Origin of the sequence: Kitasatospora sp. NPDC101155, assembly GCF_044768305.1 — a bacterium.
Taxonomy (GTDB): Bacteria; Actinomycetota; Actinomycetes; order Streptomycetales; family Streptomycetaceae; genus Kitasatospora.
Genome location: NZ_JBIWPN010000037.1, coordinates 49,821 through 75,817, shown reverse-complemented (window position 1 = coordinate 75,817; position 25,997 = coordinate 49,821). Strand labels below are relative to the sequence as shown.

At 71.0% G+C, this 25,997-nt stretch carries 17 protein-coding genes and 1 pseudogene; 5 read left to right on the top strand and 13 right to left on the bottom strand.

The features are described from left to right. Positions 1-146 precede the first annotated feature (146 nt). The 8 genes from ACIRYZ_RS35335 to ACIRYZ_RS35300 all read right to left on the bottom strand — a co-directional run bounded on the left by ACIRYZ_RS35335 (position 147) and on the right by ACIRYZ_RS35300 (position 14,785). Positions 147-2,015 (bottom strand): potassium transporter Kup, encoded by a 1,869-nt coding sequence (locus ACIRYZ_RS35335; protein WP_402952274.1) that lies wholly within the window; start codon positions 2,013-2,015, stop codon positions 147-149. A gap of 292 nt (positions 2,016-2,307) precedes the next feature. Continuing rightward, positions 2,308-5,874: a DNA polymerase III subunit alpha gene (gene dnaE / locus ACIRYZ_RS35330; protein WP_402952272.1), complete on the bottom strand. Its 3,567-nt coding sequence runs from the start codon at positions 5,872-5,874 to the stop codon at positions 2,308-2,310. 196 nt (positions 5,875-6,070) lie between these two features. After that, positions 6,071-7,555: a DUF6529 family protein gene (locus ACIRYZ_RS35325; protein WP_402952270.1), complete on the bottom strand. Its 1,485-nt coding sequence runs from the start codon at positions 7,553-7,555 to the stop codon at positions 6,071-6,073. Then, positions 7,552-8,505 carry a metallophosphoesterase family protein gene (locus tag ACIRYZ_RS35320; RefSeq protein WP_402952269.1) on the bottom strand — a complete coding sequence of 318 codons (954 nt, stop codon included), beginning with the start codon at positions 8,503-8,505 and terminating at the stop codon, positions 7,552-7,554. The genes ACIRYZ_RS35325 and ACIRYZ_RS35320 overlap by 4 nt, the downstream gene beginning before the upstream one ends. Then, positions 8,502-9,023: a cupredoxin family copper-binding protein gene (locus tag ACIRYZ_RS35315; protein ID WP_402952267.1), complete on the bottom strand. Its 522-nt coding sequence runs from the start codon at positions 9,021-9,023 to the stop codon at positions 8,502-8,504. The genes ACIRYZ_RS35320 and ACIRYZ_RS35315 overlap by 4 nt, the downstream gene beginning before the upstream one ends. A 304-nt stretch (positions 9,024-9,327) precedes the next feature. Continuing rightward, positions 9,328-11,160, bottom strand: coding sequence for an alpha-keto acid decarboxylase family protein (locus tag ACIRYZ_RS35310; RefSeq protein WP_402952265.1), 1,833 nt, complete (start codon positions 11,158-11,160; stop codon positions 9,328-9,330). After that, the gene (locus tag ACIRYZ_RS35305; protein ID WP_402952263.1) at positions 11,157-13,265 is read right to left on the bottom strand and encodes a flavin monoamine oxidase family protein; all 2,109 of its coding nucleotides are present in this window, start codon (positions 13,263-13,265) and stop codon (positions 11,157-11,159) included. The genes ACIRYZ_RS35310 and ACIRYZ_RS35305 overlap by 4 nt, the downstream gene beginning before the upstream one ends. A 26-nt stretch (positions 13,266-13,291) precedes the next feature. Then, positions 13,292-14,785, bottom strand: a complete 1,494-nt coding sequence (locus ACIRYZ_RS35300) for a Dyp-type peroxidase (protein WP_402952262.1) — start codon at positions 14,783-14,785, stop codon at positions 13,292-13,294. 286 nt (positions 14,786-15,071) lie between these two features. On the opposite strand from ACIRYZ_RS35300, the gene ACIRYZ_RS35295 reads away from it, so the two are divergent. Next, positions 15,072-16,115, top strand: coding sequence for a homoserine dehydrogenase (locus tag ACIRYZ_RS35295; protein ID WP_402952260.1), 1,044 nt, complete (start codon positions 15,072-15,074; stop codon positions 16,113-16,115). A gap of 32 nt (positions 16,116-16,147) precedes the next feature. Here the strand turns inward: ACIRYZ_RS35295 and ACIRYZ_RS35290 are convergent, their stop codons facing one another. The 4 genes from ACIRYZ_RS35290 to ACIRYZ_RS35275 all read right to left on the bottom strand — a co-directional run bounded on the left by ACIRYZ_RS35290 (position 16,148) and on the right by ACIRYZ_RS35275 (position 19,434). Continuing rightward, positions 16,148-16,555 (bottom strand): nuclear transport factor 2 family protein, encoded by a 408-nt coding sequence (locus tag ACIRYZ_RS35290; protein ID WP_402952258.1) that lies wholly within the window; start codon positions 16,553-16,555, stop codon positions 16,148-16,150. Between the two features lie 134 nt (positions 16,556-16,689). Then, on the bottom strand, positions 16,690-17,889 hold the full coding sequence (locus ACIRYZ_RS35285; RefSeq protein WP_402952257.1) for an NAD(P)/FAD-dependent oxidoreductase: 1,200 nt from the start codon (positions 17,887-17,889) through the stop codon (positions 16,690-16,692). Next, positions 17,886-18,083: a ferredoxin gene (locus ACIRYZ_RS35280; RefSeq protein WP_402952255.1), complete on the bottom strand. Its 198-nt coding sequence runs from the start codon at positions 18,081-18,083 to the stop codon at positions 17,886-17,888. The genes ACIRYZ_RS35285 and ACIRYZ_RS35280 overlap by 4 nt, the downstream gene beginning before the upstream one ends. Positions 18,084-18,234: 151 nt before the next feature. Continuing rightward, complete coding sequence (locus ACIRYZ_RS35275; RefSeq protein ID WP_402952253.1) at positions 18,235-19,434, bottom strand: cytochrome P450; 1,200 nt, start codon at positions 19,432-19,434, stop codon at positions 18,235-18,237. Positions 19,435-20,067: 633 nt separating this feature from the next. Here ACIRYZ_RS35275 and ACIRYZ_RS35270 point away from each other — a divergent pair. Then, entirely contained in the window at positions 20,068-21,567 is a 1,500-nt protein-coding gene (locus ACIRYZ_RS35270) for a PTS transporter subunit EIIC (RefSeq protein WP_402952251.1), read from the top strand. A gap of 87 nt (positions 21,568-21,654) precedes the next feature. On the opposite strand, the pseudogene ACIRYZ_RS35265 reads toward ACIRYZ_RS35270, so the two are convergent. Next, positions 21,655-21,750, bottom strand: a pseudogene (locus ACIRYZ_RS35265) (SDR family NAD(P)-dependent oxidoreductase); the annotation flags it as partial. A gap of 267 nt (positions 21,751-22,017) precedes the next feature. Here ACIRYZ_RS35265 and ACIRYZ_RS35260 point away from each other — a divergent pair. From ACIRYZ_RS35260 to ACIRYZ_RS35250, 3 genes are all read left to right on the top strand, one after another. Beyond that, a complete protein-coding gene (locus tag ACIRYZ_RS35260; protein WP_402952249.1) occupies positions 22,018-22,980 on the top strand; it encodes a trypsin-like serine peptidase in 963 nt (320 codons plus the stop codon). A 545-nt stretch (positions 22,981-23,525) separates the two neighbouring features. Next, positions 23,526-23,921, top strand: coding sequence for a transglycosylase SLT domain-containing protein (locus tag ACIRYZ_RS35255; protein WP_402952247.1), 396 nt, complete (start codon positions 23,526-23,528; stop codon positions 23,919-23,921). 387 nt (positions 23,922-24,308) lie between these two features. Then, positions 24,309-25,949 carry a CocE/NonD family hydrolase gene (locus ACIRYZ_RS35250; RefSeq protein ID WP_402952246.1) on the top strand — a complete coding sequence of 547 codons (1,641 nt, stop codon included), beginning with the start codon at positions 24,309-24,311 and terminating at the stop codon, positions 25,947-25,949. Positions 25,950-25,997: the final 48 nt, after the last annotated feature.

Below are 25,997 nucleotides of genomic sequence, written 5' to 3'. Positions count from 1 at the left end.
CCTCGACGCCGTCACGGCCAGCCTGGGCGCGGCGGCGCTGGCGGCGGCGCTCGCCCTGACCGCGTCGGGCGTACGGCCCCGCCTGCGCGAGTTCGTCTGATCCGGGCAACGACCCTGCGGCGCTGACGCCTCGTCGGCCGGCGCGACTACACCTCGATGTGCGAGCCCATGATCACCGTGCGCTCGCGGGGGAGGCCGAAGTACTCGGCGGCGTCGGCGGTGACGTACGAGGTGGCGACGAAGAGTCGCTTGCGCCAGGGCGCCATGGTCGGCGTCTTCCCGCGCCGGATTTCGATCTTCGACAGGAAGTAGGAGGTCTGGTCGAGCCGGAGTCGGCCCTCGGTTTCGGCCGGGTCGAGCGTTGCCAGCGTGCTGGGCACGTCCGGTGTCTCCATGTAGCCGAATCGGGCGGTGACGTGGATGATCCCGTCCTCGGCGTACCCGAGGTCGTCGACCACGGTCCGCAGGTCCGCTGGGACCCGCGGCACGGGCTCGGTCTCGATGGACAGGATCACTACGTGGTCGTGCCGGACGTGGTTGTGCTCGACGTTGGCACGCATGGCCAGTGGGGTGGTCCGCTTGCCCCGGTTGAGGAAGACGGCGGTGCCGGGGACCCGGATCGCCGGCACCTGCCCGCTGTGGAGCTGGTCGACGAACTCGCGCAGCGGGCCTTCGTGCCGCTCCCGCTCCGCGGTGACGATCTCCCGACCGCGCTGCCAGGTGGTCATGACGGTGAACACGGTGAGGCCGATCAGCAGCGGCAGCCAAGCGCCGTGCAGGAGCTTGGTCGCGTTGGCCGCCACGAACAGCAGGTCCACCGTGAGCAGCACGGTCGCTCCGACGGCGATCAGCCACACCGGCGTGTGCCAGCGGGCTCGGGCGACGTAGAAGAACAGCAGGGTGGAGATGGTGATGGTCCCGGTGACCGCCATGCCGAACGCGAAGGCCAGGGCGGTGGAACTGCGGAAAGCGAAGACCAGGGTGAGGACCGAGATCATCAGCAGCCAGTTGATCCAGGGAACGTAGATCTGGCCGATGGTGGACTCGGAGGTGTGGGCGATCCGCATGCGCGGCAGGTAGCCGAGCTGGGCGGCCTGGGAGGTGACGGAGTACGCGCCGGTGATCACCGCCTGGGAGGCGATCACGGTCGCCGCCGTGGCGAGCAGGACCATCGGCCAGCGTCCCCAGGCGGGTGCGAGCAGGAAGAACGGGCTGCTGATGTTGGCTGGATCGGCGAGGATCAGCGCGCCCTGGCCGAGGTAGCTCAGGACGCAGGCCGGGAAGACGAGGAAGAGCCAGCCGCGGGTGATCGACCGACGGCCGAAGTGGCCCATGTCGGCGTAGAGCGCCTCGGCGCCGGTGACCGCGAGGACGACCGCGGCCAGGGCGAAGAAGGCGGTGCCGAAATGGCCGGTCAGAAAGGTCAGGGCGTAGCTCGGCGAGAGCGCCCGGAGGATCTGCGGGTGGTCGGCGATGCCGGATGCGCCGCACGCGCCGATGGCGACGAACCAGGCGATCATCACGGGTCCGAACACCTGGCCCACTGCCGCGGTTCCTCGGCGTTGCACCAGGAACAGAACCACGATGATCGCCGCGGTGAGCGGTACCACGGCGCTCTCCAGGGACGGCTCGACGACCTTGAGCCCCTCGACCGCGGACAGCACCGAGATCGCCGGGGTGATCATGCTGTCGCCGAAGAACAACGAGGCGCCGAAGATGCCGAGCGCGGCCAGTACGGCAGTGGTCCGGCGGCCCCGCTGCGCGCCCGATTGCCGTAGCAGGGTGATCAGCGCCATGATGCCGCCCTCGCCGTCGTTGTCGGCGCGCATCGCCAGCAGCACGTAGGTGACCAGGACGATGATCACCACGGACCAGAACACGAGCGACACCACCCCGTACACGTTCTGCGTGGTGACCGGGACGGGGTGCGGGTCACTCGGGTTGAACACGGTCTGGAGGGTGTAGATCGGGCTGGTTCCGATGTCCCCGAAGACCACGCCGAGAGCCCCGACCACGAGCGTGAGGCTCGCCGTCCCCTGCGCAATCGGACGGTGTGCCTGCGGCGGTCGCGATGCGGAGCCGCGATCGGCCATGGTGATCCTCCTCCGTGCGGGGCGCCCTGCGCAGTCCTGCGGCGTTGGGGCGGACGATACCGATCCCGCACCGCCCAGCGGCCGAGGCGTGCGACGTTTCGTCTCGACAGGGCGGCAATTGCACCGGGGCGCATGCGCTCGCTCGGCCCGGGCGGAGAGATCAAGTTGAGGGCGTGCAGGTTGCACGCCCTCAACGAGGCGGCCCGGTCCACTGTCAGGCGCGGACGGCCGTGCCCGCCCAGGCGCGGTTGCCGAGCAGGGTCTTGATGTCCGAGGCGAGCCCGTTGTCGGGGTTCACCCGGAAGCCGAGCTCGTAGAGGGTGTTCTTGTCCCAGTTGGTGGTGAGCAGCCGCACCGGGACGTCGCCGGGGTGGGCCTGGAGGGCGAGTTTGAGTTCGGCGACCGTCTCGGGGGTGATCCGGGCGGCCGGGACGGTGATCTGGACCGGTGGCTTGGTGCCGAGTTCGGCGGAGGAGACGTCGAGGGTGGTGATCTCCTGCCCGAAGACGCTCAGCGACCCGTCGCGCTCGTTGAGGCGGCCGCGGACCGAGATCACGTTGTCCTCGATCATCTGCTCGGCCATCAGGTTGTAGGTCGCCGGGAAGAACAGCACCTCGACCGAGCCGTCGCGGTCGGCGACGGTGATGATCGCCCATGCGTTGCCGGCCTTGTTGATCCGCCGGTCGACGCCGGTGATCAGGCCGGACAGCCGGACCTCGCCCTCGGAGCGGCCGGAGCCGAGGAGTTCGGCGATCGAGGTGTCGCGGTTCTGGGAGAGGATGTGCTCGGCGCCGTCGAGCGGGTGGCTGGAGACGTAGAGGCCGAGCATCTCGCGTTCCAGGGACAGGAGTTGGCGGCGGGGCCATTCGTTCTCGGTGAGCTGGAAGTCCAGCCCGATGCCGGGCCCGCCGCCGTCGCCGGTGTCGAGCGCGCCGAACAGGTCGTCCTGCCCGATGGCCTGCTGCTTCTTCACCCCGGTGACGGCGTCGATCGCGCTCTCGTGGACGGTGCTGAGCGAGAGCCGGGTGTGGCCGAGCGAGTCGAAGGCGCCCGCCTTGACCAGGGAGTCGACGGTGCGCTTGTTGCAGACCACCAGCTCGACCTTGTCCAGGAAGTCGGCGAAGGAGGTGTACTTGCCCTTCTCTTCGCGGGTGCGCACCAGGGACTCGATCACCGGCACGCCGACGTTGCGCACCGCCTTGAGGCCGAAGCGGACGTCGCTGCCGACGGCGGTGAAGTCGACCACCGACTCGTTGACGTCGGGGGAGAGGATCTTGATGCCCATCTGTCGGCACTCGGCCAGGTAGACCGCCATCTTGTCCTTGTCGTCGGCGACCGAGGTGAGCAGCGCGGCCATGTACTCGGCGGGGTAGTTGGCCTTGAGGTAGGCGGTCTGGTAGGAGACCAGGCCGTAGGCGGCGGAGTGCGACTTGTTGAACGCGTAGCCGGCGAACGGGACCAGGACGTCCCAGACGGCCTGGATGGCCTCGTCGGAGTAGCCGCGCTCCTTGCAGCCGGCGTGGAAGGGGACGAACTCCTTCTCCAGCACCTCCTTCTTCTTCTTGCCCATGGCCCGGCGCAGCAGGTCGGCCTGGCCGAGCGAGTAGCCGGCGAGCACCTGGGCGGCGCGCTGGACCTGCTCCTGGTAGACGATCAGGCCGTAGGTGGGGCCGAGGACCTCGGCGAGCGGGGCCTCCAGCTCGGGGTGGATCGGGACGATCTCCTGCTGGGCGTTCTTGCGCAGGGCGTAGTTGGTGTGGGAGTTCATGCCCATTGGTCCGGGCCGGTACAGCGCGGAGACGGCGGAGATGTCGGCGAACTCGGTGGGCTTCATCAGCTTGAGCAGGGCGCGCATCGGGCCGCCGTCGAGCTGGAACACGCCCAGGGTGTCACCGCGGGCCAGCAGCTGGTACGTGGTGGGGTCGTCGATCGGGATCTTCTCGATGTCGACGTCGACGCCCCGGTTGGCCTTCACGATCTTGATGCAGTGATCGATGATGCCCAGGTTCCGCAGACCCAGGAAGTCCATCTTGATCAGGCCCATGGCTTCGCAGGACGGGTAGTCGAAGCCGGTGATGATCACGCCGTCCTTGTCCCGCATGTGCAGCGGGATCAGGTCGAGCAGCGGGGTGGAGGACAGGATGACGGCGGCGGCGTGCACACCGGTGCCGCGGATGAGGCCCTCGATGCCCCGCCCGGTGTCGATGATCTTCCTGACGTCCGACTCGTTCTCGTACAGCGACCGGATCTCGGTGCCCTCGTTGTAGCGGGGGTGCTTCTCGTCGAACAGGTCGGCCAGTGGCACGCCCTTGCCCATGACGTCCGGGGGCATCGCCTTGGTGATCCGGTCGCCCATCGAGAACGGGTAGCCGAGGATGCGGTTGGCGTCCTTCACGGCGGCCTTGGCCTTGATCGTGCCGAAGGTGTTCACCTGGGCCGTGTAGGCGGCGCCGTACTTCTCGGTCACGTAGCGGACCATCTGGTCGCGCTGGCGGTCGTCGAAGTCGATGTCGACGTCCGGGGGGTTGATCCGCTCGGGGTTGAGGAAGCGCTCGAACAGCAGGTCGTGCTCCAGCGGGTCCAGCTGGGTGATCCCGGTCAGGTAGGCGACCATCGAGCCGGCCGCCGAACCGCGGCCCGGGCCGACCGGGATGCCGTTGTCCCGTCCGTACTGGCAGATGTCGGCGACCACGAGGAAGTAGGCGTCGAACCCCATCGGGGTGATCACGCCCATCTCCAGCTCGATCCGGTCCAGCACCTCCTGGCTCGGGCTGTCGCCGTACCGGTGCTTCAGGCCGACCTCGATCTTCTTCCGCAGGTACGAGGCCTGGGTCTCGCCCTCGGGCACGTCGAACTGCGGCATCCGGTCGACGTAGGTGAACACCTCCTCGTACGACTCGATCCGCTCGGCGATCGCCAGGGTGTTGTCGCAGGCCTCCGGCAGCTCGCGGAAGAGCTCGCGCATCTCCTCGGCGGTCTTCACGTAGTAGCCGGTGCCCTGGAACTTGAACCGGTTCGGGTCGTCCTTGTTCTTGCCCACGCCGACGCAGAGCAGGCTGTCGTGGGCGTCGGCCTGGTCGGCGGTGACGTAGTGCGAGTCGTTGGTGGCCAGCAGGGGGATGTTCAGCTGCTTGGCCAGGCGGAGCAGGTCCTCACGGACGTCCCGCTCGATGTCGAGGCCGTGGTCCATCAGCTCCAGGAAGTAGTTCTCCCTGCCGAAGATGTCCTGGTAGGCGCCGGCCGCCTTGACCGCCTCGTCGTACTGGCCGAGCCGCAGCCGGGTCTGCACCTCGCCGGAGGGGCAGCCGGTGGTGGCGATGATGCCGCCCGCGTTGGCGGCGATCAGCTCGCGGTCCATGCGGGGCTTCATGTAGTAGCCCTCCATCGACGCGAGCGAGGAGAGCTTGAAGAGGTTCCGCAGACCGGTCGCGTTCTGCGCCCACATGGTCATGTGGGTGTAGCGGCCGCCGCCGGAGACGTCCTTGCCGCCCTCGCCGTCGGCGCCGGAGGGGCGCTGGCCGCCCGGCGCCCAGAAGACCTGCTTCTTGTGGAAGCGCGAGGCCGGGGCGACGTACGCCTCGATGCCGATGATCGGCTTCACCCCGGTCTTCGCGGCCGCGTGGAAGAACTCGTACGCGCCGAACATGTTGCCGTGGTCGCTCATCGCGATGGCGGGCATGCCCTGTCTCTCCGCCTCGGCGAACAGCTTGCCGTTCTTCGCCGCCCCGTCCAGCATCGAGTACTCGGTGTGGACGTGCAGGTGCGCGAAGCTGTCGGACACGGCGCTGTGCTCCTCGGGCGGATCTCGGGAAACGAAGCCGCCCACGTTAGCGGGTCGGCGTGGACGACGCGCCGTGTCGGACGCCCGTGGCGGCGACCTTGACGCATCCTTCCCATCTCCTTGGCGGGGTATTGACCCCGCGGGCCGGCTCACGCCAAGGCGGTGATCGGTGTCATGGCCGGGCGGGCGACCCTCCTCACAGGCCGGGTGCCTGGAAGCCGTTCAGGTACCAGAGGGGGGCGGCGTACCAGATCAGGGCGATCGAGGTGACGAGGACACCGCCGGCCAGCGGGAGTGCCCAGCCGGGCCAGCGGCGGTGCCGGACCACGACGACCTTGGCGACGAAGGCCCCGTAGAGGAAGCATCCGGTGAGCGAGTGCAGCGCCACACGGGCGTCGGTGAACTGGACGCCGTAGGCGGTGATGCAGTGCCGAGCGATGGGCAGGGAGAGGAGGAAGGCGATCAGGCCGATGAGGCGGTGTGTGGTGTGGACCGGGTGCGGTGCGGCTCGCAGTGCGGGCAGGCGGCCGTAGATCCACAGGGCGAGGAGCAGCTGGATCAGCGCCAGGCCCAGGAGCGCCGACCCCAGTTGGGCCTTCAGGTGTTGTGCGTCATCGCCGCGACTCCCGAAGAGGCTGGTCTCGTAGTCGGGGGTGTGTACCCGGCCGTACCAGAGGAGGCCGGCCATCACCGCTACGGGCAGGAGAAGCCACAGGACGTCGTAAAGCCGTCGGCGGCCGGTCGGTGGAGCGAGGCCCTCTCCGGGCTCGGCCGCCGCTCTCGATCTCACCGCCGCCGCCAGCGACGGCTGCCAGACCACGACGATCAGCAGGGTGAGTGCCTCGGCGATGAGGCTGAGCGGGGCCTGTGGGGTGGGGTGCAGGCCGTTCTCGGAGAAGCCGAACAGTCCGGTGGTGCGGGATGCGGTGAACCCGATGAGTGTGCAGGCGGCGATCGTGGCGGCGGCGATCCGCAGGAGCAGGGGTGCCGCGAGCAGGAGGAGTGCGGCCACTGCGAAGGCGGTGCTGGCCTGCAGCAGGAACAGCGGGCCGATGATGTGGACGAGGCGGTATCCGTCGATGTACAGCTGGGCGTGGATGTATCCGCTCCCCGCGAGGGTGGCGACGAGTGCCAGGCGCAGTGCGAGGGCGGGCAGGGCGGCCACGCGTCCTTGAGGGGTCCGGCGGACAGCAGCCGCGGATTGGGGCCGGGGCCCTGGCCGGGGTCGGGAAACGGATGGCTGTGGGTCCGGGTCACCTTCGTGCCCGCCTTGACCGTCGGTTGGCCGGGAGCGGCGCTGTCGCCGGGCCTCGGATGCCTGCCAGGACGCGAGGATCAGCAGGGTGAGTGCCTCGGCGATGAGGCTGAGCGGGGCCTGTGGGGTGGGGTGCAGGCCGTTCTCGGAGAAGCCGAACAGTCCGGTGGTGCGGGATGCGGTGAACCCGATGAGTGTGCAGGCGGCGATCGTGGCGGCGGCGATCCGCAGGAGCAGGGGTGCCACGAGCAGGAGGAGTGCGGCCACTGCGAAGGCGGTGCTGGCCTGCAGCAGGAACAGCGGGCCGATGATGTGGACGAGGCGGTATCCGTCGATGTACAGCTGGGCGTGGATGTATCCGCTCCCCGCGAGGGTGGCGACGAGTGCCAGGCGCAGTGCGAGGACGGGAAGGCTCCGGGCGCTCATGCGAGCTTCTCGTCCTTGACGGCCAGCGTGTGGCTGCCCTGCCAGTAATTGACGGTGCGGATGCCGAGTGCGTCCTTGAGGCGTCCGGCGGGCAGCACCTGTGGAAGTGGGGCGGGGCCCTGGCCGGGTTTGGGGAACGGGTAGCAGGTGGGGCGGGCCGAGTGGAAGGTGATGTTGCCATCGGTCTTGCTGAACAGCTGGTGGACGTGCCCGTTGAGGCACGTCACCGAGGAGAAGCGGCGGAACATCGACAGCAGCTGCACCGCGTCGTCGGTGCCCCAGCCCCACGTCGGATACATCGCGAACAAGGGGATGTGGCTGAAGATGACGATGGGGGTGTCCGACGAAAGACCGGCGATGTCCTTGCGCACGAAGTCGATCTGGTCGTTGCCCAGGTGGCCGAGTTGCTCCAGGTGCAGCGTGTTGACCAGCGCGATGAAGTGCACACCGTGGGTGTCGAAGCTGTACCAGCCGTCGCCGACGGTGTTCTGGCCGAAGGTCTGCCGGTAGGCGCGTGGTCCGTCGTCCCCGATCGAGTCGTGCTCGCCCGGCACGGTGAAGACCCGGGCCGTGTCCAGTTGCGACAGCATCTGTTTGACCTGGTCGAACTGGGCGGGGGTGGAGAGGTGCGTCAGGTCGCCGCTGTGCATGACGAAGTCGGGCCGGAACCCGAGCGAGTTGACCTGGTCGATCGCTGCGGCGAACGTCCCGGTGACGTCCATGTTGGCCGGGCCCTGGAAGCCGATGTGGCTGTCGGAGATCTGCACGAAACGCAGGTCCGCGCTGCTCGCCGGCGCCGCGTTCGCCGATCCGGGGATATGGCTGATCACCTCTCCCGCGACGACGGTCAGGACGACGGCACCACCGAACCAGGCGGAGTGCCGCATGAGCTGCCGGCGGGTCATGCCGTGCTCGCCGCCGCCGTCGGACTCGTGTGTGTCCTCGGTCATGGCGTCACCTCCACGGTGGCGGTCATGTACGGGTGGATGCTGCAGAAGTAGGGGTAGGTGCCGGGCTGGGTGAAGGTGTAGCTGTAGGTGTCGTTGGCGGCCAGGGCCGCCGACTGCAGTGGCCCGCCCGATCCCTGTTTGCTGGTGACGGTGTGGGCGTCGGGGTCGGTGTTGGTCCAGGTCACCTTCGTCCCCGCCTTGACCGTCAGAGTGGGCGGGGAGAAGGCGAAGTTCTTGATCGTCACCGCGTTGACAGCCGCCGGAGCGGACGGCTGGCCGCCGGCAGGTGAGGTCGAGGACGTGCTCGGTGGTGCGCTGACAGCGACCGTACCGTTCGTTCCGGGGGCACCGGGAAATCCCGCCAGGCTCTGGCCCGGGCCGGGACTCAGCGCGCCGGCGGGTCCGGGGTGTGGCGCTCCGCCGCACGCGCTGAGCAGTCCGAGTGCTCCGGCGACGGCGACAGCGGCCAGACACGCCGTACGCGACCGCCGGACGGGGGGAGAGGAGCCCGCATTCATGACCATCGTTCCTTCTGCGCGTCCCCAGCCGCACGGGCGGGTGCGATCCAGGACCAGTCCGGGATCGGTCGTCTCGGACGGACGACCGCGTCGCACCCGCCGGAGGATGCTGGAAGGGTGCAACCCGGTGGGTTACTTCAGGTGAGTGGAGAGCACATTCCCGGTAGCGAACGAATTCCACAGCGGAGTCCCGTCGTTTCACCCTGGCGGCGGGCAGCGAACACCTCCGGCAGGTCAGGGCGTCCGGGCCGGCGCGGCGCGCACCGGCCCCCGTCGGCGACGGGGGCCGGTGGACTCGGGGCGGCTACTTGCACTTCTCGTCGATCTTGTACTGGAGCGCCTTCGGGTAGTCGTGCCGGCTGAGCCGGACGCGGGCCAGGATCGGCGCGTGGTTGATGTCGTTGCCGGGATCGGCGATGTCCAGCAGGAGCGAGTCGAGCTCGGTGTGGGTGGTGAGCTCGAACCCGTGCATCCGGTCCTTCTCCGTGCCGAAGACCTCGGCCAGCTTCTCGTACCGCCACGGGTGCAGCACGTTGTAGAAGTCGGCCCCGTCGGACGGCTTCTCCTTGTAGTAGCACGGGCTGACCAGCATCTGCTCGATGCCGTAGAAGCCCTCGTTGTCCAGGACGAAGACCACCGGCCGCAGGTGGTGGCGTACCTGGGTGGACAGCTCCTGGCAGATCTCCTGGAACGAGCCGTCCCCGACGAACACCAGCGGCCGCTTCATCGGCTGCTGACGGCCCAGTGCCACGCCGGTGGCCGCGCCGACCGAGTAGCCGATGGACAGCCAGCTGTTCTGTGCCAGGAAGCCGGCCCGCTCGGTGATCCGCAGGTTCATCGAGCCGAGCAGCGCGAACGCCGCGTCCGAGACCACGGTGAACGGCGAGGGGGCCTGCGGGTCCCCGCCGGTGGCCTGGTGCTGCAGGAAGTGGTTCATGTGCTCGAAGAAGCTGTCGTACGTCAGCTCCGCCGGGTACTCGGTGGTGCTCAGCGAGTCCAGGAAGTCGGCCGTGCTGGCCGGGACGTCCAGGCCCGCCGCGTGCGCCAGCGCGAAGTGGTCGGCCGGGAAGGTCTGTCCCTTCAGTGCGTCGCGCAACGCCGGGATGAACCGGCCGAGTTGGACCTCGGGGAAGTACTTGGCGCCGACGCTGACGCCGTCGCGGGCCGCCACGATCCAGTCGTCGCCGATCGACTGCTCGCCGCCGAGGTTCTTGGACGTGGACCAGGTGCCCAGGCCGATCCGGCACCCGGCGTTCTTGAAGGTCTTCCGGATCTCCGGCAGGCTCGCCCTGCCGTTGTAGACGCCGGCGAACAGCGGATGCCGTTCGGAGACCACGGACTTCGCGCCGACCGTGGTGCAGAACTGCATCCTGGTGCTCTGCACGAAGTCCAGCAGCTCGTCCTCCAGCCGCCGGCGGACCAGTTCCTCGCCGGCCCAGACGATCGGTGTACGGAACTTCCCGATCAGCTCCACCGCCGCCGTGACCGCGTTGGCCAGCATCTCCTCGTTCCGCTTGGTGAACGTCCGCTCGTGAGCCCGGAGTTCACCCTGCGGAGGATCGCACGGCGCGTGCCAGAGGTCCTCCATCACCTCCAGGTAGACCGGCTTGCGCTCGGTCAGGCACGCGGTGATCGCGCTGTCGATCTGCCAGGGCGCGAGCCCCGGGTTGGAGAGCACCTGCGCGTCCACCGTGACCTGCCGGTAGACGTCCAGGTTGCTCTCCCGGCGGGGGCTCATGTGCGAGGTGAGCAGGCCGACCGCCTGCTGGTTGAGCCACTGCTCGTAGGAGGGCGCCGCGTTGATCGCGATCAGCGGCACATCCTCGACGTACGCGCCGCCGATCGTGTTGAGCAGGCTGAACGCGCCCACCCCGTAGGTCACCGCGACGGCGCCGACGGCCTGCTCGCCCTTGGCCGGGTCGGCGTCGGCGGTCCGCACCCGGGCGTAGGCGTCCGCGGCGTAGCCGCCGCCCATCTCGGTCGGGGTTCCGATCCAGCGCACGCCGGTGGTGGCCTGCATGATCGTCAGGAACGGGCCGAGGAAGTCGCCCGGCACCCCGAACAGGTACCGGATGCCCAACTGCTCCAGTCTGGTGGCCAGGTAACGGGCCACCGTCCAGTCGTGGTCGCCGCTCATCTGCTCAGCGCCTCCTCGCGGCGTTCCCGGCGGGCCTGTACCTCGGGCTGGATCTCCGGTTCCGCCCGGGGCGGCGGAGGCGGCGCCTCGTGCACGGCGATGGCCGCCCGGACGGCGGTCTCCACCGCGCCCTCGATCCAGGCGTGCTTGAGCGAGACGTGCTCGCCGGCGAAGTGCACCGGGCCCTCCGGCTTGACCACGTCGAGGTGGAAGCTGGTCATCTGGTGCGGGGTGTACACCGCCGCCTCGCCGAAGGCGTACGGGTCGCGCAGCCAGCTCTGGGTCTTCCCGTAGCCGGTGTAGAACACCTCGATCCGCCGGCCGTGCACCGACTGGAGGTTGCGCAGCGCGTAGACGTACCGCTCGTCGTCCTCCATGGAGTCCCAGCGCACCGCGTCGTCCGACCAGCTGTAGGCGGCCAGCACCACGCCGCCGCCGTCGCTGTCGGGCACCGGGTGCGAGGGGTAGTACATGAAGCGGTTCGGGTTGTCGGTGGTCGAGCCGCCGCCGAAGCAGTTGGTGGCGGGGCGTACGTTCGCCCGGAGCAGCGGGGTGTGCTCGTAGACCTCCTTCTGGGCCTGGCTGATCCGGCGCTCGTCCACGCTCGCGTGCGCGCCGAGCAGCACCTCCGGCAGGTCGCGCGGCGGCCGGTGGCCGTTGTGGGCGGCAGCGACGGCCGCCTCGGCGTCCTCCTCGCCGGCCCGCTGGTAGTACTCGTACAGGCCGGGTGCGATGGAGTCGAGCTCGACCTTCCAGTCCGCCTCGGTGAACTCCCACCAGCGTCGGGAGAACTCCAGCAGCACCTTGGTGGCCTGGTCGTAGTGGGTCTCGATGATCGCCCGGCGCTTCTTGTACGAGAACGGGGGCGTCACCTGGACGAACCGCAGGGCGGAGAACGGGACCGTGACGATCGCGAAGTCGCCCCTCCAGACGTCGGGTTCGGCCTCCGGGTCGTCCTCGGGGACGGTCAGGACGGCGACCTGCGGCCCGTTCGGGCCGACGTGCCGGCCGGCCCCGCCGTCCCGACGCGGGTCCCAGTACTCCATCTGGATCATCCGCTCGCCCATCCGCAGCTCGTCCCGGAGCTCCTCGGCGAGCGCGTGGGGCAGGTTCCAGCTGCCGCCCTCGATCTCCCAGTAGGTGGCCGTCGGGTTGATGTCGCTGCGGCCCAGGAAGGTGTGGAAGAACGACAGGTGCAGCCGCGAGGTCATGTTCTCGATCGTGCCGATCGCCTCGACGGCCTCGTCGCTGAAGCCCGCGTACTCGCGCAGGAAGCGGCCCATCGAGTAGCCGTCGAAGTCACGGATCACCCGGGCCCAGCCGTCCAGCCACTCGGCGAACGGCTTGTTCTCCCGCTGGCCGTCCTTGATCACCGAGTAGTAGTCGCGGACCGGCTCCAGCGCCTGGTTGACCATGTCGGCGGCGGTGATCCGCGCCTCGTCGCCGGTGAGGTGGAAGCCCTCGTTGATACAGCTGGGGTCGGCGGCGTAGTCGCTGCGACGGGCCTGGATCCGGTTGGTGCGGATCCAGGAGTTGAACCGTTTGGCCGGTTCGCGGAAGTCCGGGCTGTCCGCGCCGTACTTCCAGACCTTGCCGGGTTCGAAGGACTTGTAGACCACCGGCGGGACGGGCGCGTTCTGGTTGCCGGTGTCCGGATCGACGTCGACGTTGAAGAACAGCTGCCGGTTCAGGCCGAGGCTGTCGACCAGCGCCAGGGTGAGCGGGTGGAAGCTGGGCAGCCGCATCGCCCCGGCCTCCGCGTACTGATCCGGGTCGTAGAACGGCCCGTCGATCTCGGCGTCGGTGGAGCGGAAGGTCTTGATCCGACCGCCCACCCGGTTGGCATTGGCCTCCAGGATGGTGACGTTGTGCCCGGCGTCCTTGAGCAGCTTCCCGGCGACCAGACCGGCGATGCCCGCGCCGACGATCAGCACGTCCTTGGGCTCGTCCGTCTCCGGGATGCCGTCCTTGATCAGGACGTCGAGGTAGCGCAGCCTCAGGTCCTTGTCGTCCGGACCGACCAGCAGCAGCTCGCGCGCCAGCTGCCGGCAGGTCCGCCAGCGGGCGCGGTCGTCGGCCGTGCCCTCGATGACGGTGTTCTCCATGGTGTCTCCTCGGGGGCGCTCGGTGGTCAGGAGCCGACCGGCTTGTTGGGGAGGTCCTTGCCCTCGGCGAGCAGCCGCAGCGTGCTGATCGAGGGGGTGAAGGCGTAGAGCGAACCCGTGGTGCGGACGAAGCGCTTCATGTCGACGGTGCCGTGCGTGCCGTCCGCGAGCGCGATCGAGGCCTTGCCGGCGAGGCCGATGACCTTGTCGAAGCCGTTGTGCGGCTCCGGGGTGGGGGCCGGGTCCTTGCCGGGGGTGAAGTCGGGGCTGTTGGACCAGTGCTGCTGGATCAGCTCGAACTGCTGCTCCAGTGAGGTGCCGTAGCAGACGAACATCAGCCCGCGGTCCTTGCCGTCGTCCTTGGTGCCCTTGAACTCCGGGCCGTACGGGATGCCCCGGCGCATCAGGCGGTGGCTCTTCGGCTTGTTGTCGACGATGCCGGCGAAGGAGCGCGGGTTGGTGCGGCGGATGTGGGCGACCCAGGGGGTGTGCTGCCCGCTGGGGTCGTCCTGGTAGTCGAAGTCGTTGCGGTCCGAGCCCAGCCCGGTCACGGCGTTGGACGGCGGGGCGAGCGGTGTGCCGTTCTTCTCACGGCCGACCAGGCAGGCGCCGAGCAGGTTGGGGTCCATGGTCCCGGTGAACTGCTTGACGCCGTCCACCACGGCCTGGTTCCAGCCCGCGACGTCCTGGCGCAGTCGGCGCACCACCTGGAGCGAGCCGTTCTTCATCCACCCGGGCGCCTGCCGGTCGCCCGTCTCGCTCTTGTGGCCGAAGACGAACTCGCCGGGCTCGATCAGCTCGGTCCCGGCGTGGTTGTCGCGGAAGCCCATGCGGTCCTGGCTCTCACGGTGGAAGTCCTTCACACCGGGCTGGGAGATGCCGTCCTTGTAGCCGAAGTGCTCGTGCCCCTTCAGCGGGCCCGTCAGGGTGCGGCCCTCGTCCACGTGGACGCGCGTGATCTGGTGCGCGTTCTCGACCGCGTCGAGGTTCTTCAGCTTCTCCTTCAGCAACTCCTCGGTGTCCGCGGCGACGATGAGGACGGCGTGCACGACCTTGTCGCCCGTCCCGGCGCCGAACAGCCACTGCTTGGGGTCGCTCTCGGCGGTGTCCCCGAGCTGCGCGGCCCGCTTGGCGCTGCCTTCGCGCAGGGCGACGAAGCCCGTCAGATCGGTCTCGACCTGCTGGGGATTCTTGGCGACGGCCATGAGGCCGTCGAAGGTGAGGGAGACCCCGCAGCGGACGGTCGTGATGGCGGGGTCGCGGCCGAAGGCCCGGCGGGCCAGCGAGAACTGCTCGTTGAAGTCCTCGGTCTCGCTGGTCGTCGCGACGGTGTTGAGGATGGCGGAGAGCCAGCCGCGGCCCTTGGCGGCGTCCGGGAAGTGCAGGTAGCGGAAGTCCATGAAGTCCTTGTTGAACGCCGCCAGGATGTTGCCCTGGATGTCGGTGTTCGTGCGCAGCGCCGGCTGGGGCAGCTGCTCGATGGACGGTACGGCGGTGGGACGGGTGGGGGTCGTGGTCATGCTCGGGCTCCTCGCGCGGGGAATGGGCAGAAGTGATCACAACATGCGATTGTCCTGCTACGTAACGTAGCGTTGTCGTCGAGAGTGCTGTCAACCGGAGGTCGGCCCCTCGGCGGGGTTGCACAGTGTCACCGGATGCGGCGCTCCCGCGCAGGCGTGCGCGGGCACGGACGAGGCGGGGCGGGCCTGCGGCGACGACGTGGATGCCGATGCCGGAGAGTGAGGCGATCTCCTTCGGGGCGACCGCGGCCGAAGCGCCGGACAGTCCCGGCGGTACTCTGCCGGGATGCCTTCATCGCACGGTAGGACCAGCGTGCCGCCCGGACCGGTGGATGATCCGACGGTCGTGCTGTCGGGCTTCGGTCCCGTGGGCCGGGCCTACGTCGAGCAACTGCTGACGCGGGGTGACGAGCTCGCGCGCGACCACGAGGTGCGGCCGAGGCTCGCGGCCGTGCGCGTCGGATCCGCGCAGGCCCTGGTCCGCGACGGCGAGCCGGTACCGCCGCGATCGGCCTGGGCTCCGCCGGCGCCGCTGGAGGACACCCTCGACCGGACCGGCGCGCAGGTGCTGGTCCAGGCACTTCCCTCGTCGCCGCAGGCACGGCAGCAGGCCGCCGAGGAAGCCGCCTCGGCGCTGCGCCGGGGCGTCCACGTCGTCACCGCGACCAAGAGCCACCTGCTGAGCCACTGGCGCGAACTCGCGGACGCCGCCCGGGCGGGCGGCAGCCTGATCAGGATCTCCGGGGCCACCGGGGCGGCCCTGCCGGCAGCCGATCTGGCCCGGACGGGAGTGCGCGGTCTCGGCTGCCGGTCGCTCCGGGCCTGCCCCAACGGGACCGCGACCTTCGTCCTCGACCGCCTGGCCGCTGGCGACTCCCTGGCGGGGGCGGTCCGTGAGGCCCAGCGCCGCGGCATCGCGGAGGCCGACCCGTCGGCCGACCTCTCCGGCGCCGACGCGGCGACGAAGGCCCGACTGCTCGCGGCCCTGCTCTGGGGCTGGGACCCGGCGGCCGTGCGCGTCCGCACGGAACCGGTGGACGAGCGGGCCGGCCGGGAGGCCCTGGCCGCGGCCGCCGACGGGCGCCGCCTGCGCGCCGTGGCGACGGCTAGCGCGGACCACCCGCTGGTGGTCGAGGTCCGGCTGGAACGGACGGCCCCCGGCGACCCGCTGTACGCGCTGACCGGTCCGGAGAAGGCGGTCGTCTACGGCTGCCCCGATGCCGGGGACATCACCGTGAGCGGCGGCCGTTCCAGCCCGCTCGGCGCGGCGCTCGCGATGCTGCGGGACACCCTCGACGTGCTGGCGCCCCGCGGCTTCGGCTTCGGCTGAGCCGGGGGCGCCGGGGAGAGCATCCCGGGCCGTCAACTCAGCAGCGAGGGCGAGAAGTAGTCGCGCAGCCGGGCGATCCTCCCGTCGCGGGTGCGGAAGATCTGGACCAGCGACACCACGATGTCCTCGTCGTCACCGTCGAAGGCCGTGTCGATCTCCGCGATGAACACCTCGGGGTCGGACGTGGTGTGCAGCACGAAACCGGACTTCTGGAGGTTCGGCTTGCGGTCGTCCTTCAGCTGCTGCCCGTAGTGGGCCGCCATCGAGGCGCGGATCGCCTCGCGGCCCACGATCCGCCGGGGGAGGGCGCCGCCGTGGGGCATGAACGGCGCCTCGAAGACGCCGTCCTCGGTGAAGGTCTCGGCCAGGGCGTCGGCGTCGCGGGTCAGCGGACCGGCGTGGACGTAGCGCTGGAAGATCTCCTGCGGGGTTCGGGACACGACGGCCTCCCTGGGTTCGGACAGCGGAAGTCCATCCCATCACGGCGGCGGATTCCGGAGGTGGGGGAGGCCCGAGGCCTCCCCCGCCCCCGCCCGGTCGGGGGCGGGGGAGGGGGCGCCTCACCGGCCCTGGCTCAGACCGCCTCGGGCGGCCACGGGCTGTGCGCCGCGACCTGGGCGCGCAGTTGGCGCAGGGCCCGGGCGGAGGCGATGCCGACCGCGCCGGTGACCAGGCCGTCCCGGACGCAGGCGGCGGCGAAGCGGTGTTCGGCGAGGCTGCCGTCGACCACCTCGAACCGTTCGGCGATGCCGGGCCGGCCGAGCACCTGGACGCGCAGCCCGTACTGATCGGTCCACAGGTACGGGACCGGCTCGTACGCCTGCCGGGCGCCGTCCGGGCCGGCCAGCAGGTTCCGGGCGGCGTGCATCGCCTGCTCGGTGGCGTTGGTGCGCTGTTCGAGGCGGCGATGGCGGCCGGTGCGCGGGTCGGGCCAGGAGGCGGCGTCGCCGGCCGCCCAGACGCCGGGACCGGCGGCGCAGTAGGCGTCGCAGACCACGCCGTCGTCCAGCGGGACGCCGCTGTCGGCGAGCCACTCGGTGGCCGGCTCGGAGCCGATGGCCATCAGTACGGCGTCGGCGGCCAGTTCGGAGCCGTCGGCCAGGCGCACCCCGGCGGCCCGGCCGTGCCGTTCGAGCAGTGCGGTGGCCACGCCCTGGTGGATCCGCACCCCGTGCTCGCGGTGCAGGTCCGTCAGCAGCGCGGCCGTTTCGGTGCCGAGGACGGCGGCCAGCGGAGTGGCGGTGGAGGCCAACCAGGTCACCTCGGCGCCGAGCCCGACGGCGGTGGCCGCCGCCTCGGCGCCGAGCAGTCCGCCGCCGACCACCAATAGCCGTACACCCGCGCGCAGTTCCTCGCGCAGCGCGAGGGCGTCGGCGAGGGTGCGCAGCACGTGGGCCCCCGGCAGCGGCGCGCCGGCGCCGGGGAGCCGGCGCGGCCGGACCCCGGTCGCCACGATGACGGCCTCGCAGCGCACCCGGTGGCCGTCGGACAGCAGCACGGTCCGCTCCCGGCGGTCCAGGCGTTCGGCCCGCACCCCCAGGCGCAGGTCGAGCCGGAGCTCCTCCAGTGCCTGGGGGCCGCGCAGGGCCAGCCGGTCGGGCTGCCACTCCCCGCCCAGCAGGTGCTTGGACAACGGCGGCCGGTCGTACGGGGGTTCGTCCTCGGCCCCGACCAGGGTGAGGCGGCCGTCGTAGCCGGCCCGGCGCAGCGCTTCCGCGGCGTGCAGCCCGGCCGCGCCGGCGCCGACGACGGCCACCTCCCGCAGAGCGGTCACACCCGCTCCAGGCGGATCGCCGCGGCCGGGCAGACGGCGGCGGCGTCCTGGACGGCCTGGTGGAGTTCGGCGGGCGGCTCGGCGTCGAGCAGGAGGACGATGCCGTCCTCGTCGCGCTGGTCGAAGACGTCGGGGGCGGCGAGGACGCAGTGCCCGGCGCCGCAGCACTTCTCCTCGTCGATGTGGATGAGCATGGTGTTCCCTTCGGGACATGGCCGGACAGGACCCTTGCGGGGGCTGACTCCGGTGGATGGTAGGCGCGTTGGAGCGCTCGGAACTCGGTGCCCGGTCGTGGCCCGGTGGGGCCCGGTCACCGGGCGGTCGGTCAGGCCGGGCGGGGCCCGGTCACCAGGCGATCGGCAGCTCGTGGACGCCGTAGACGAGCATCTCGCCGCGGAAGCTGATCTCCTCGAACGGCACGGCCAGCCGCAGTTCGGGCAGTCGCCGCAGGACGGTGTTCAGGGCGATCTGCAGTTCCAACCGGGCGAGGGGCTGTCCCAGGCACTGGTGGACGCCGAAGCCGAAGGCCAGGTGGCGGCGCGCGTCGCGGGCCAGGTCGAGCTCGTCGCCGTCCGGGAACTCCTGCTCGTCCCGGTTCGCGGTGCTGATCATGCAGACGACGCCCTCGCCGGCGCGGATCCGGGTGCCGCCCAGCTCGACGTCCTCGGCGGCGACCCGGGTCAGGCCGGAGTGCACGATGGTCAGGTAGCGCAGCAGCTCCTCGACCGCCTGGGGGACGGACTCGGGGTGCTCGCGCAGGTGGGCGAGCTGGTCGGGGTTGCGCAGCAGGGTGAGGACGGAGAGCGCGGTCATGTTCGCCGTGGTCTCGTGTCCGGCGACCAGCAGCAGTCGGCCCATCGCGCCGATCTCCTCGGTGCTCAGTTCGCCGCGGGCCACCAGGCGGCTGAGGATGCCGTCGTCGGGCTGGGTGCGCTTGCTGTCGGTGAGTTCGATCAGGTAGTCGGCGAGCCGGGCCTGGGCGGCGATGACGTCCTCGGCGGAGGAGTCGCGGCGCAGCAGGACGCGGCTGCACTCCTGGAAGAAGGCGTGGTCCTGGTAGGGGACGCCGAGCAGCAGGCAGATGACCAGGGACGGCAGGGGCAGGGCGAACTCGCGGACCAGGTCGGCGCCGGAGCGTCCTTCGGTCATGCGGTCCAGCAGGTCGTCGGCGATGCGCTGGATCTCGGGGCGCAGCGCCTCGACCTTCTTGATCATGAATTCGCCGGTGAGCATCCGGCGCAGGCGGGAGTGCTCCGGGTCGTCCATCCGGATGAAGGTGGGCTGGCCGGAGCTCAGCTGCCGGGCGCCCGCGCTGATGAAGGGGAAGCCGGGCCGGGTGGCGTCGGCGCTGAAGCGGGAGTCGGCGAGGACCGCCTTGATGTCCTCGTGGCGGGTGACCAGCCAGCTGGTCGAGCCGTCCCACAGGGAGACGCGGCTGATCGGTTCCTCCTGCTGGGCCTGCTGGTAGGCGGGCGGCGGGGCGAACGGGCAGGCGCCGCGGGCGGCGGGGTGGGTGAAGCGTGGGGTCTGCGCGGCAGTGGCCATCAGGGGGTTCCCCTTCTCGGAGCTGGGTGGGGCCGGCAGTGCCGGTGGGGTGGGCCTGCGGGTGTGGTGGGGCCGGGCTCGACGCCCTGCCGCGGCAGGCCGAGGGCCATTTACGTGCCAAACACAACTAACTTGCCGTCACGCTAGCTCGCGGTCCGTGGTGGCGAAAGGGCGCACCAGAGGACGGCCGAATCTGTCCGAAATCCGGTCACCGATCCCGCGTCAGCGGGATAGGGATATCCGAATCGCCGTCAAGGAGATCCGGTGTCCGGTAGGATGACTGCGTCAGGTACCGCCGGACGGGCGGGAGCGGAACCTTCGGGTTCGAAAGCCTGTGGAGACTCGGTAGGACCGGCGCAAGCGTCGGCGCAGGTCAATGAAGCAGGAAGCCGTGGTCGTGCCGCGCTCTGCGGTACGGGCCGGAATCCTCCGGCGTCAGCCGGAGGAGCACGTCAAAGTTCCTCCATGCCGGACGCAGAAGACGACATGGAGGCTGTACAGGCCTCGCTGGCCTGCCTGCTGACGGACGGCGTCCCGGAACCGGGACGCCGCCGCCGGAGGCGCAGGTTCGGGTCGGGAGCGCCCCGAACGGCGCCGGTTGAGCCCCGGGGCGATCCGGGTACGTCCCTTGGCATGTCGGACGAGAAGAACCGCGCCGTGGCCGAGGCGGTCCTCCCGCTGGTCGGCGGCGCCGCCAACATCCGCTCGGTCGCCCACTGCATGACCCGGCTGCGGCTGGGCCTCGCGGACAGCTCCCTGGTCGACCACGAGGCGCTCCGGGCGCTGCCGGCCGTCCTGGGCACCGTCGAGGACGACACCTACCAGATCGTCCTCGGCCCCGGCGTCGTCGCCGGGGTCACCACCCAGCTGCGCCGGCTCCTGGACCCCGGCAGCCCGCCCGGAGGCGGGAACACCCCCACCGCCGAGGACCTCGCCGGGCGCGGCGCCCGGATCCGGGCGCAGGCCCGGGTGCGCAACGCGACCCCGGTGAAACGGGCCCTGCGTCGGATCGCCGACATCTTCGTCCCGCTGATCCCCGCCCTGATCGGCTGCGGGATCGTCGCCGCCCTCTCCGGCGCCCTCGCCAACCTCGGCTGGGCGCCGTCGCTGGTCGCGGCCCTGGGGCCGGTCTCCTCGGGGTTCATGTCCCTGCTCGCCGTCTTCGTCGGCTACAACACCGCGAAGGAGTTCGGCGGCACGCCCGTGCTGGGCGGGGCCGTGGCCAGTGTGATCGTCTACGCGGGCGTCGCCAAGGTGGAGGCGTTCGGCCAGCACCTCACCCCCGGGCAGGGCGGGGTGGTCGGGGCGCTGCTCGCCGCACTGCTGGCGGTCCAGATCGAACGGTGGACCCGGCGGATCCTGCCCGCCGCCCTGGACGTCCTGGTCACCCCCACGGTCACCGTCCTGTTCGGTGGCCTGGCCGCCCTGTTCGGCCTGATGTTCGTCGCGGGGGAGGTGTCCACCGCCATCGGCCACACCGCCACCTGGCTGCTCGCCCACGGCGGCCTGCTCGCCGGGCTCGTGCTCGGCGGCCTCTTCCTGCCGCTGGTCATGCTGGGCCTGCACCAGGCGCTGATCCCGATCCACACCACCCTGATCCAGCAGCAGGGCTCCACCGTCCTGCTGCCGATCCTCGCCATGGCCGGCGCCGGGCAGGTCGGCTGCGCCGCGGCCGTCTACCTGAGGCTGCGCCACAACGCCTCCATCCGGGCCGTCATCAGGTCCGCGCTCCCGGCGGGCCTGCTGGGGGTCGGCGAGCCCCTGGTCTACGGGGTCACCCTGCCGCTGGGGCGTCCGTTCGTCACCGCCTGCGTGGGCGGCGCGGCCGGGGGCGCCTTCGTCGGCGTGGCCGGCCAGCTCGGCGGCGCGGTCGGCTCGACGGCCATCGGCCCCTCCGGCTGGGCGCTGTTCCCCCTGCTGGCCGGCCCGCACGGGATGGCGGCGAACGCCGCCGTCTACGCCGGTGGGCTGCTGACCGGCTACGTCGTGGGCTTCCTGGCGACGTACTTCTTCGGCTTCACCCGGGAGACGCTCGCCGAGTACAACGCCTCCGCTGCGGACCGCGCGCCGACTGAAAGCGCTGCGCCCGCTGCGCCCGCTGAGCCCGCCTCGGAGCCCGCCGCGCCCGCATAGGCACGGTGTCAGAGGGGCCGCCGGCGTCGCTCCTCCAGGCGGCAGAGGTGAAGGGGGCGCAGTTCTCCCTCCAGGGATGTGGACTCAAGACCCGACGAGCACGGTGTGGCCGAGCTCGATGAGGCGGCGGGCGGTCTCGCGGCCGAGACCCTTGTTCGCTCCGGTGATGAGGGTGATGGTCATGCCTTCATGGTTCGGCCGGTCGCGGGTGCCGGCCAGTCGCCTCAGGGCTGTCCGGGCGGGGCGGCACCGATCCATCGGGCTCGCCTTACGAGTCGCCCGGAGCCCGGACGGGCCGGGCCGCACTCGTCATGCTCTGAAACGGACCCCAGGACGATCACGAGGCCGCCGAGCCCACGACCTGATGATCATTCAGCACGGGGCCCTGCAGTAAGCTGCGCGCCGATTCGCATGTCAGTGCGAGATCGTCGAACGGGGGCTTCAGGACCGATGGAACACAGCAGGCGCAGCAAGCATCGCGTACCCACCACTGGCCGTCGGCTCCGGCGGGCGCTCGCGTCCACCGCGGTCGCCGCCGCGCTCGTCGCGGCTGTGACGGGCACGGCGCTCGCCACCGAGTCCCCCGGGACCGGTGACCCCGCGGCCGGCGCGCCCGGCGTGGTGACCGAGCTCGCGCCGACCGACACCGACGCCGCTGCCGCCTACTGGACCCCGGAGCGCATGGCCGAGGCGGACGACGACTGGCCCACCACCCCGGCCCCGCAGGGAGCGGCCGCCGCAGGAACCCCGGACGCCGCGGCCACGCCGCCGCCCGGCACCCCGCAGGCGACACGCTCCGCCGGGCTGCCGATGGTCGGCCGGCTGTTCTCCGTCACCCCGGGTGTTCCCGGGCGCCACGCCTGCACCGCGAGCGTCGTGCACCGCGCGAACGGCGGCAATGCGATCCTGACGGCCGCCCACTGCGTGTACGGCACCGCCGCGTTCACCGACATCGTCTTCGCGCCGCAGTACGACGGCGGCCAGCTGCCCTTCGGCACCTACGCCGGCACGAAGGTCGCTGTCCCGGCCGGCTGGGCGAAGTCGCACGACCCCGACCTGGACTTCGCGCTCGTGCTGGTCAAGGGCGACGTCGAGAGCCGCACCGGCGGGCTCACCCTGCGCGCCTCCCTACCGCTGCCGAAGAGCGTCACGGTCACCGGCTACCCGACCAAGGGCCCGAACGGCGGCCACCCGATCACCTGCCACAACGCCCCCGACCACCCGCTCAAGTACCAGCTCGGCTTCGCGTGCGACGGCTACGAGATCGGCACCAGTGGCAGCCCGTGGGTCCCCGACGGCACGCACGACGTGATCGGCACCCTCGGCGGCTACGCGAAGGGCGGGCGGGAGGTCTTCTACTCGTACGCCTCGCTCTTCGACCGGGACGTCCTCAGGCTCTACGCCGGCCTGTAGGGGGCCGCCGGCTCCGTCGGACTGTCGGCCAGCCGGGGCGGCGATCCATGCGGGCTCTGATGGCGCTGACCGTGTGTGCGGGCGTGCATCCGCGTGTGACGTGGGCCTCAGCCCGGGAAGATCGCCTGTACCCAGAGCACGGGTGACGACTCAACCAGTGACGGACAAAACGGGCAAACCCTGACATAAACCGTGAGCCCGCTCACACCCGAAACGCTCGACGACCCGCGATAGTAGCCACCCCCGGCACCACTCGCGACCTCTGACTGCGGCATTTTCCCGGCTCAGCGCCGTGCTGGCCACGCAGCCCGCCCCGGATGCCGACCCCGGCGAACCCGTGGTCTACGACAGCGGATCGTAACAACGGGGTCTTGTCGAAAGCCGATCCGACCTGGCAACAATTGCTGCAACAAGCCCCACCGGCCCCTGTCCCTCCGGTGAACGGCTCACCGCCACGTCGCACCCCGCGACCGCTCGGCCCCTGTCCGGCCACGGTCCCCCCACGGGGCACGACGCGGCCCAACCCGATTGAGGTCCAGGTCTACATGCCCACGTTCAAGCTGCGTATGCGCACCTCCGCCGCGATCCTCGCCGGCACCGCCGGACTGACCGCCCTGGGTGCCGCCGTGGTCCCCGCCGTCGCCTCCGCCGCCGACGCCTCCCCCCAGGCCATCGCCGCCAAGATGGTGCCGGCCGACCAGCTCGCCTCCTTCAGCCAGATCATCTCCCACGAGTCCGGCTGGAACGTCACCGCGACCAACCCCAGCTCCGGCTCCTACGGCCTCGGCCAGGCCCTGCCCGCCTCCAAGATGGCCTCCGCCGGCGCCGACTGGAAGACCAACCCGCGCACCCAGATCAAGTGGGCCCTGGACTACATGAACACCCGCTACGGCAGCCCCAGCGCCGCCTGGGCCTTCTGGCAGAACCACCACTGGTACTAAGCCAACCCCCAGGAACACCGGCGACCTTGACCCCCCGCACCCTGGGGATCGGACAGGGACCACCAGGATGACCCCGACAGGGCCCGTGCCCGCGCAACCCGCGTGGCACGGGCCCTGTCGCCGTTACTCCGAAAGCCCCGGCCCCGCCAGGCCGCCGATGTCCCGCCCGGCGCCATCACCTTCCGCGCCGAGCGCGTGACCACCGGCGCCACGACCACCACGGACCTCAGGACGCACGGAGGGTGGCCCTGCTCAAGGGTCGCGCTGCTCCCCGCGAGGGCACTGGCGTTACTGGCTGGTAATTTGGCTGATCAACACCTCCCCTGAAGCTTCGTCAGATCGCTACGCTCCGGCAGTCGATCGGTTCGAGCACAGATGGAGCACGTGATGGAACGACCCACCACCAGCCGTGGACGCCGGACGGCGAGTGCCGTCCTCGTGGCGACGCTCGCCCTTGGCGGTGCCGTCGTCGCCCAGCCCGCCGTCGCGGACCCGCTGCCCGCGGCCGCGGTGGGTGTCGGGTCGTTCCGCCTGGCCGACGTGCCGATGAAGGACGGCGTCGTCCTCAAGGCCGACGTGTTCACGCCGGCCCCCGGGACGCCGGGGGCCGATCCGCAGGGGCGCTACCCGTTGGTGGTGCAGCCGGCCAGCTGGGGGCAGAACGACCTGGAGTACGTGGCCCAGGGCCGTGCGCTCGCCGCCGACGGGTACGTCGTCGTCACCTACACGGTGCGGGGTTTCTGGGGCTCCGGCGGGGAGGTCGACGTCGCCGGGCCCAAGGACGTCGCGGACATCTCCACGGTGATCGACTGGGCGCTCGCGCACACCCATGCAGACCCGGACCGGGTCGGCATGGTGGGGCTCTCGCTGGGCGGCGGTCTGACCCTGCTCGGCGCCGCCTTCGATCCGCGGATCAAGGCCGTCGCCTCTCTCAGTGGCTGGGCCGACCTCACCGACTCGCTCTACAGCGGGCAGACCCGGCACCTGCAGGCCGCGGCCGTGCTCGCCGGCATCCAGGCCCCGACCGGCCGCAAGAGCCCCGAGTTCGCGCGGGTACTGGACGACCTCTTCGCCGACCGCGACCTGCCCGAGGTCATCGGCTGGGCGGACACCCGCTCCCCGGCCCGCTACCTGGACCGGATCAACGCGAACGGCACCGCCGTCCTGATGGCCAACGCCTGGGGCGACAGTTTCTTCAACCCCAGCCAGGTCACCGACTTCTACCGGCGGCTGACCGTGCCCAAGCGCCTCGAACTGCGCCCGGGTGACCACGCGAGCCAGGAGTTCACCGGACTGCTCGGACTGGACAACGCCACCTGGGACAATGCGCGTTCGTGGCTCGACCAGTACGTCAAGGGCGCCCCGGCCCCGGACACCCGAACGCAGCCGGTCAATCTTGAGGTCCGCCCCTCCGGCGCGCACGAGAGCCACGCCGACTGGCAGTCCGTCAGCTCCCGCACCGAACACCTCGTGCTCGGCTCCGACACCCTCGGTGCCGACACCTCCGGCGATCCGGCCTCCGCGAACTGGCGGACCACCGTGCTCGGCGACACCCCCTCCGGCGCGAGCGGCGGCGTAGCCCTGCTGTCCGGGCTCGTCGACCAGGCGGTGCACCAGCCACCGACCGTGGTCGTGCCACTGCTGGCCCGCTCGGCCGCCGTCGTCCGACAGTCTCAGCCCTACCCGCAGGGCCTGTCGCTGCGCGGCGTCGCCCGGGTGCACACCACGGTCACCGCGACGGCGTCGCAGGGCACGGTCGTCGCCTACCTCTACGACGTGGACGCGCTCGGCGTCGGCCGGCTGATCTCGCACGCGCCGCAAAGCTGGTCCGGGCGGACGCCGGGGCAGCCGTTCCCACTGGACGTCTCGCTCTTCGCCACCGCCTACGACCTGCCGGCGGGCCACCGCCTGGCGCTGGTGCTCGGCACCCGGGACGCCCTGTACGGCGGGGAGACTCCGTTCGGCGCCCGGATGGCCTTCAGCTCGACCACGGCCGACCCGGCCGAGCTGACGCTGCCGGTGCGCTGATCGTCCGACCGCTGCTGGGAACCTCTGAGAGTGCGCGGGCCCAGGGAA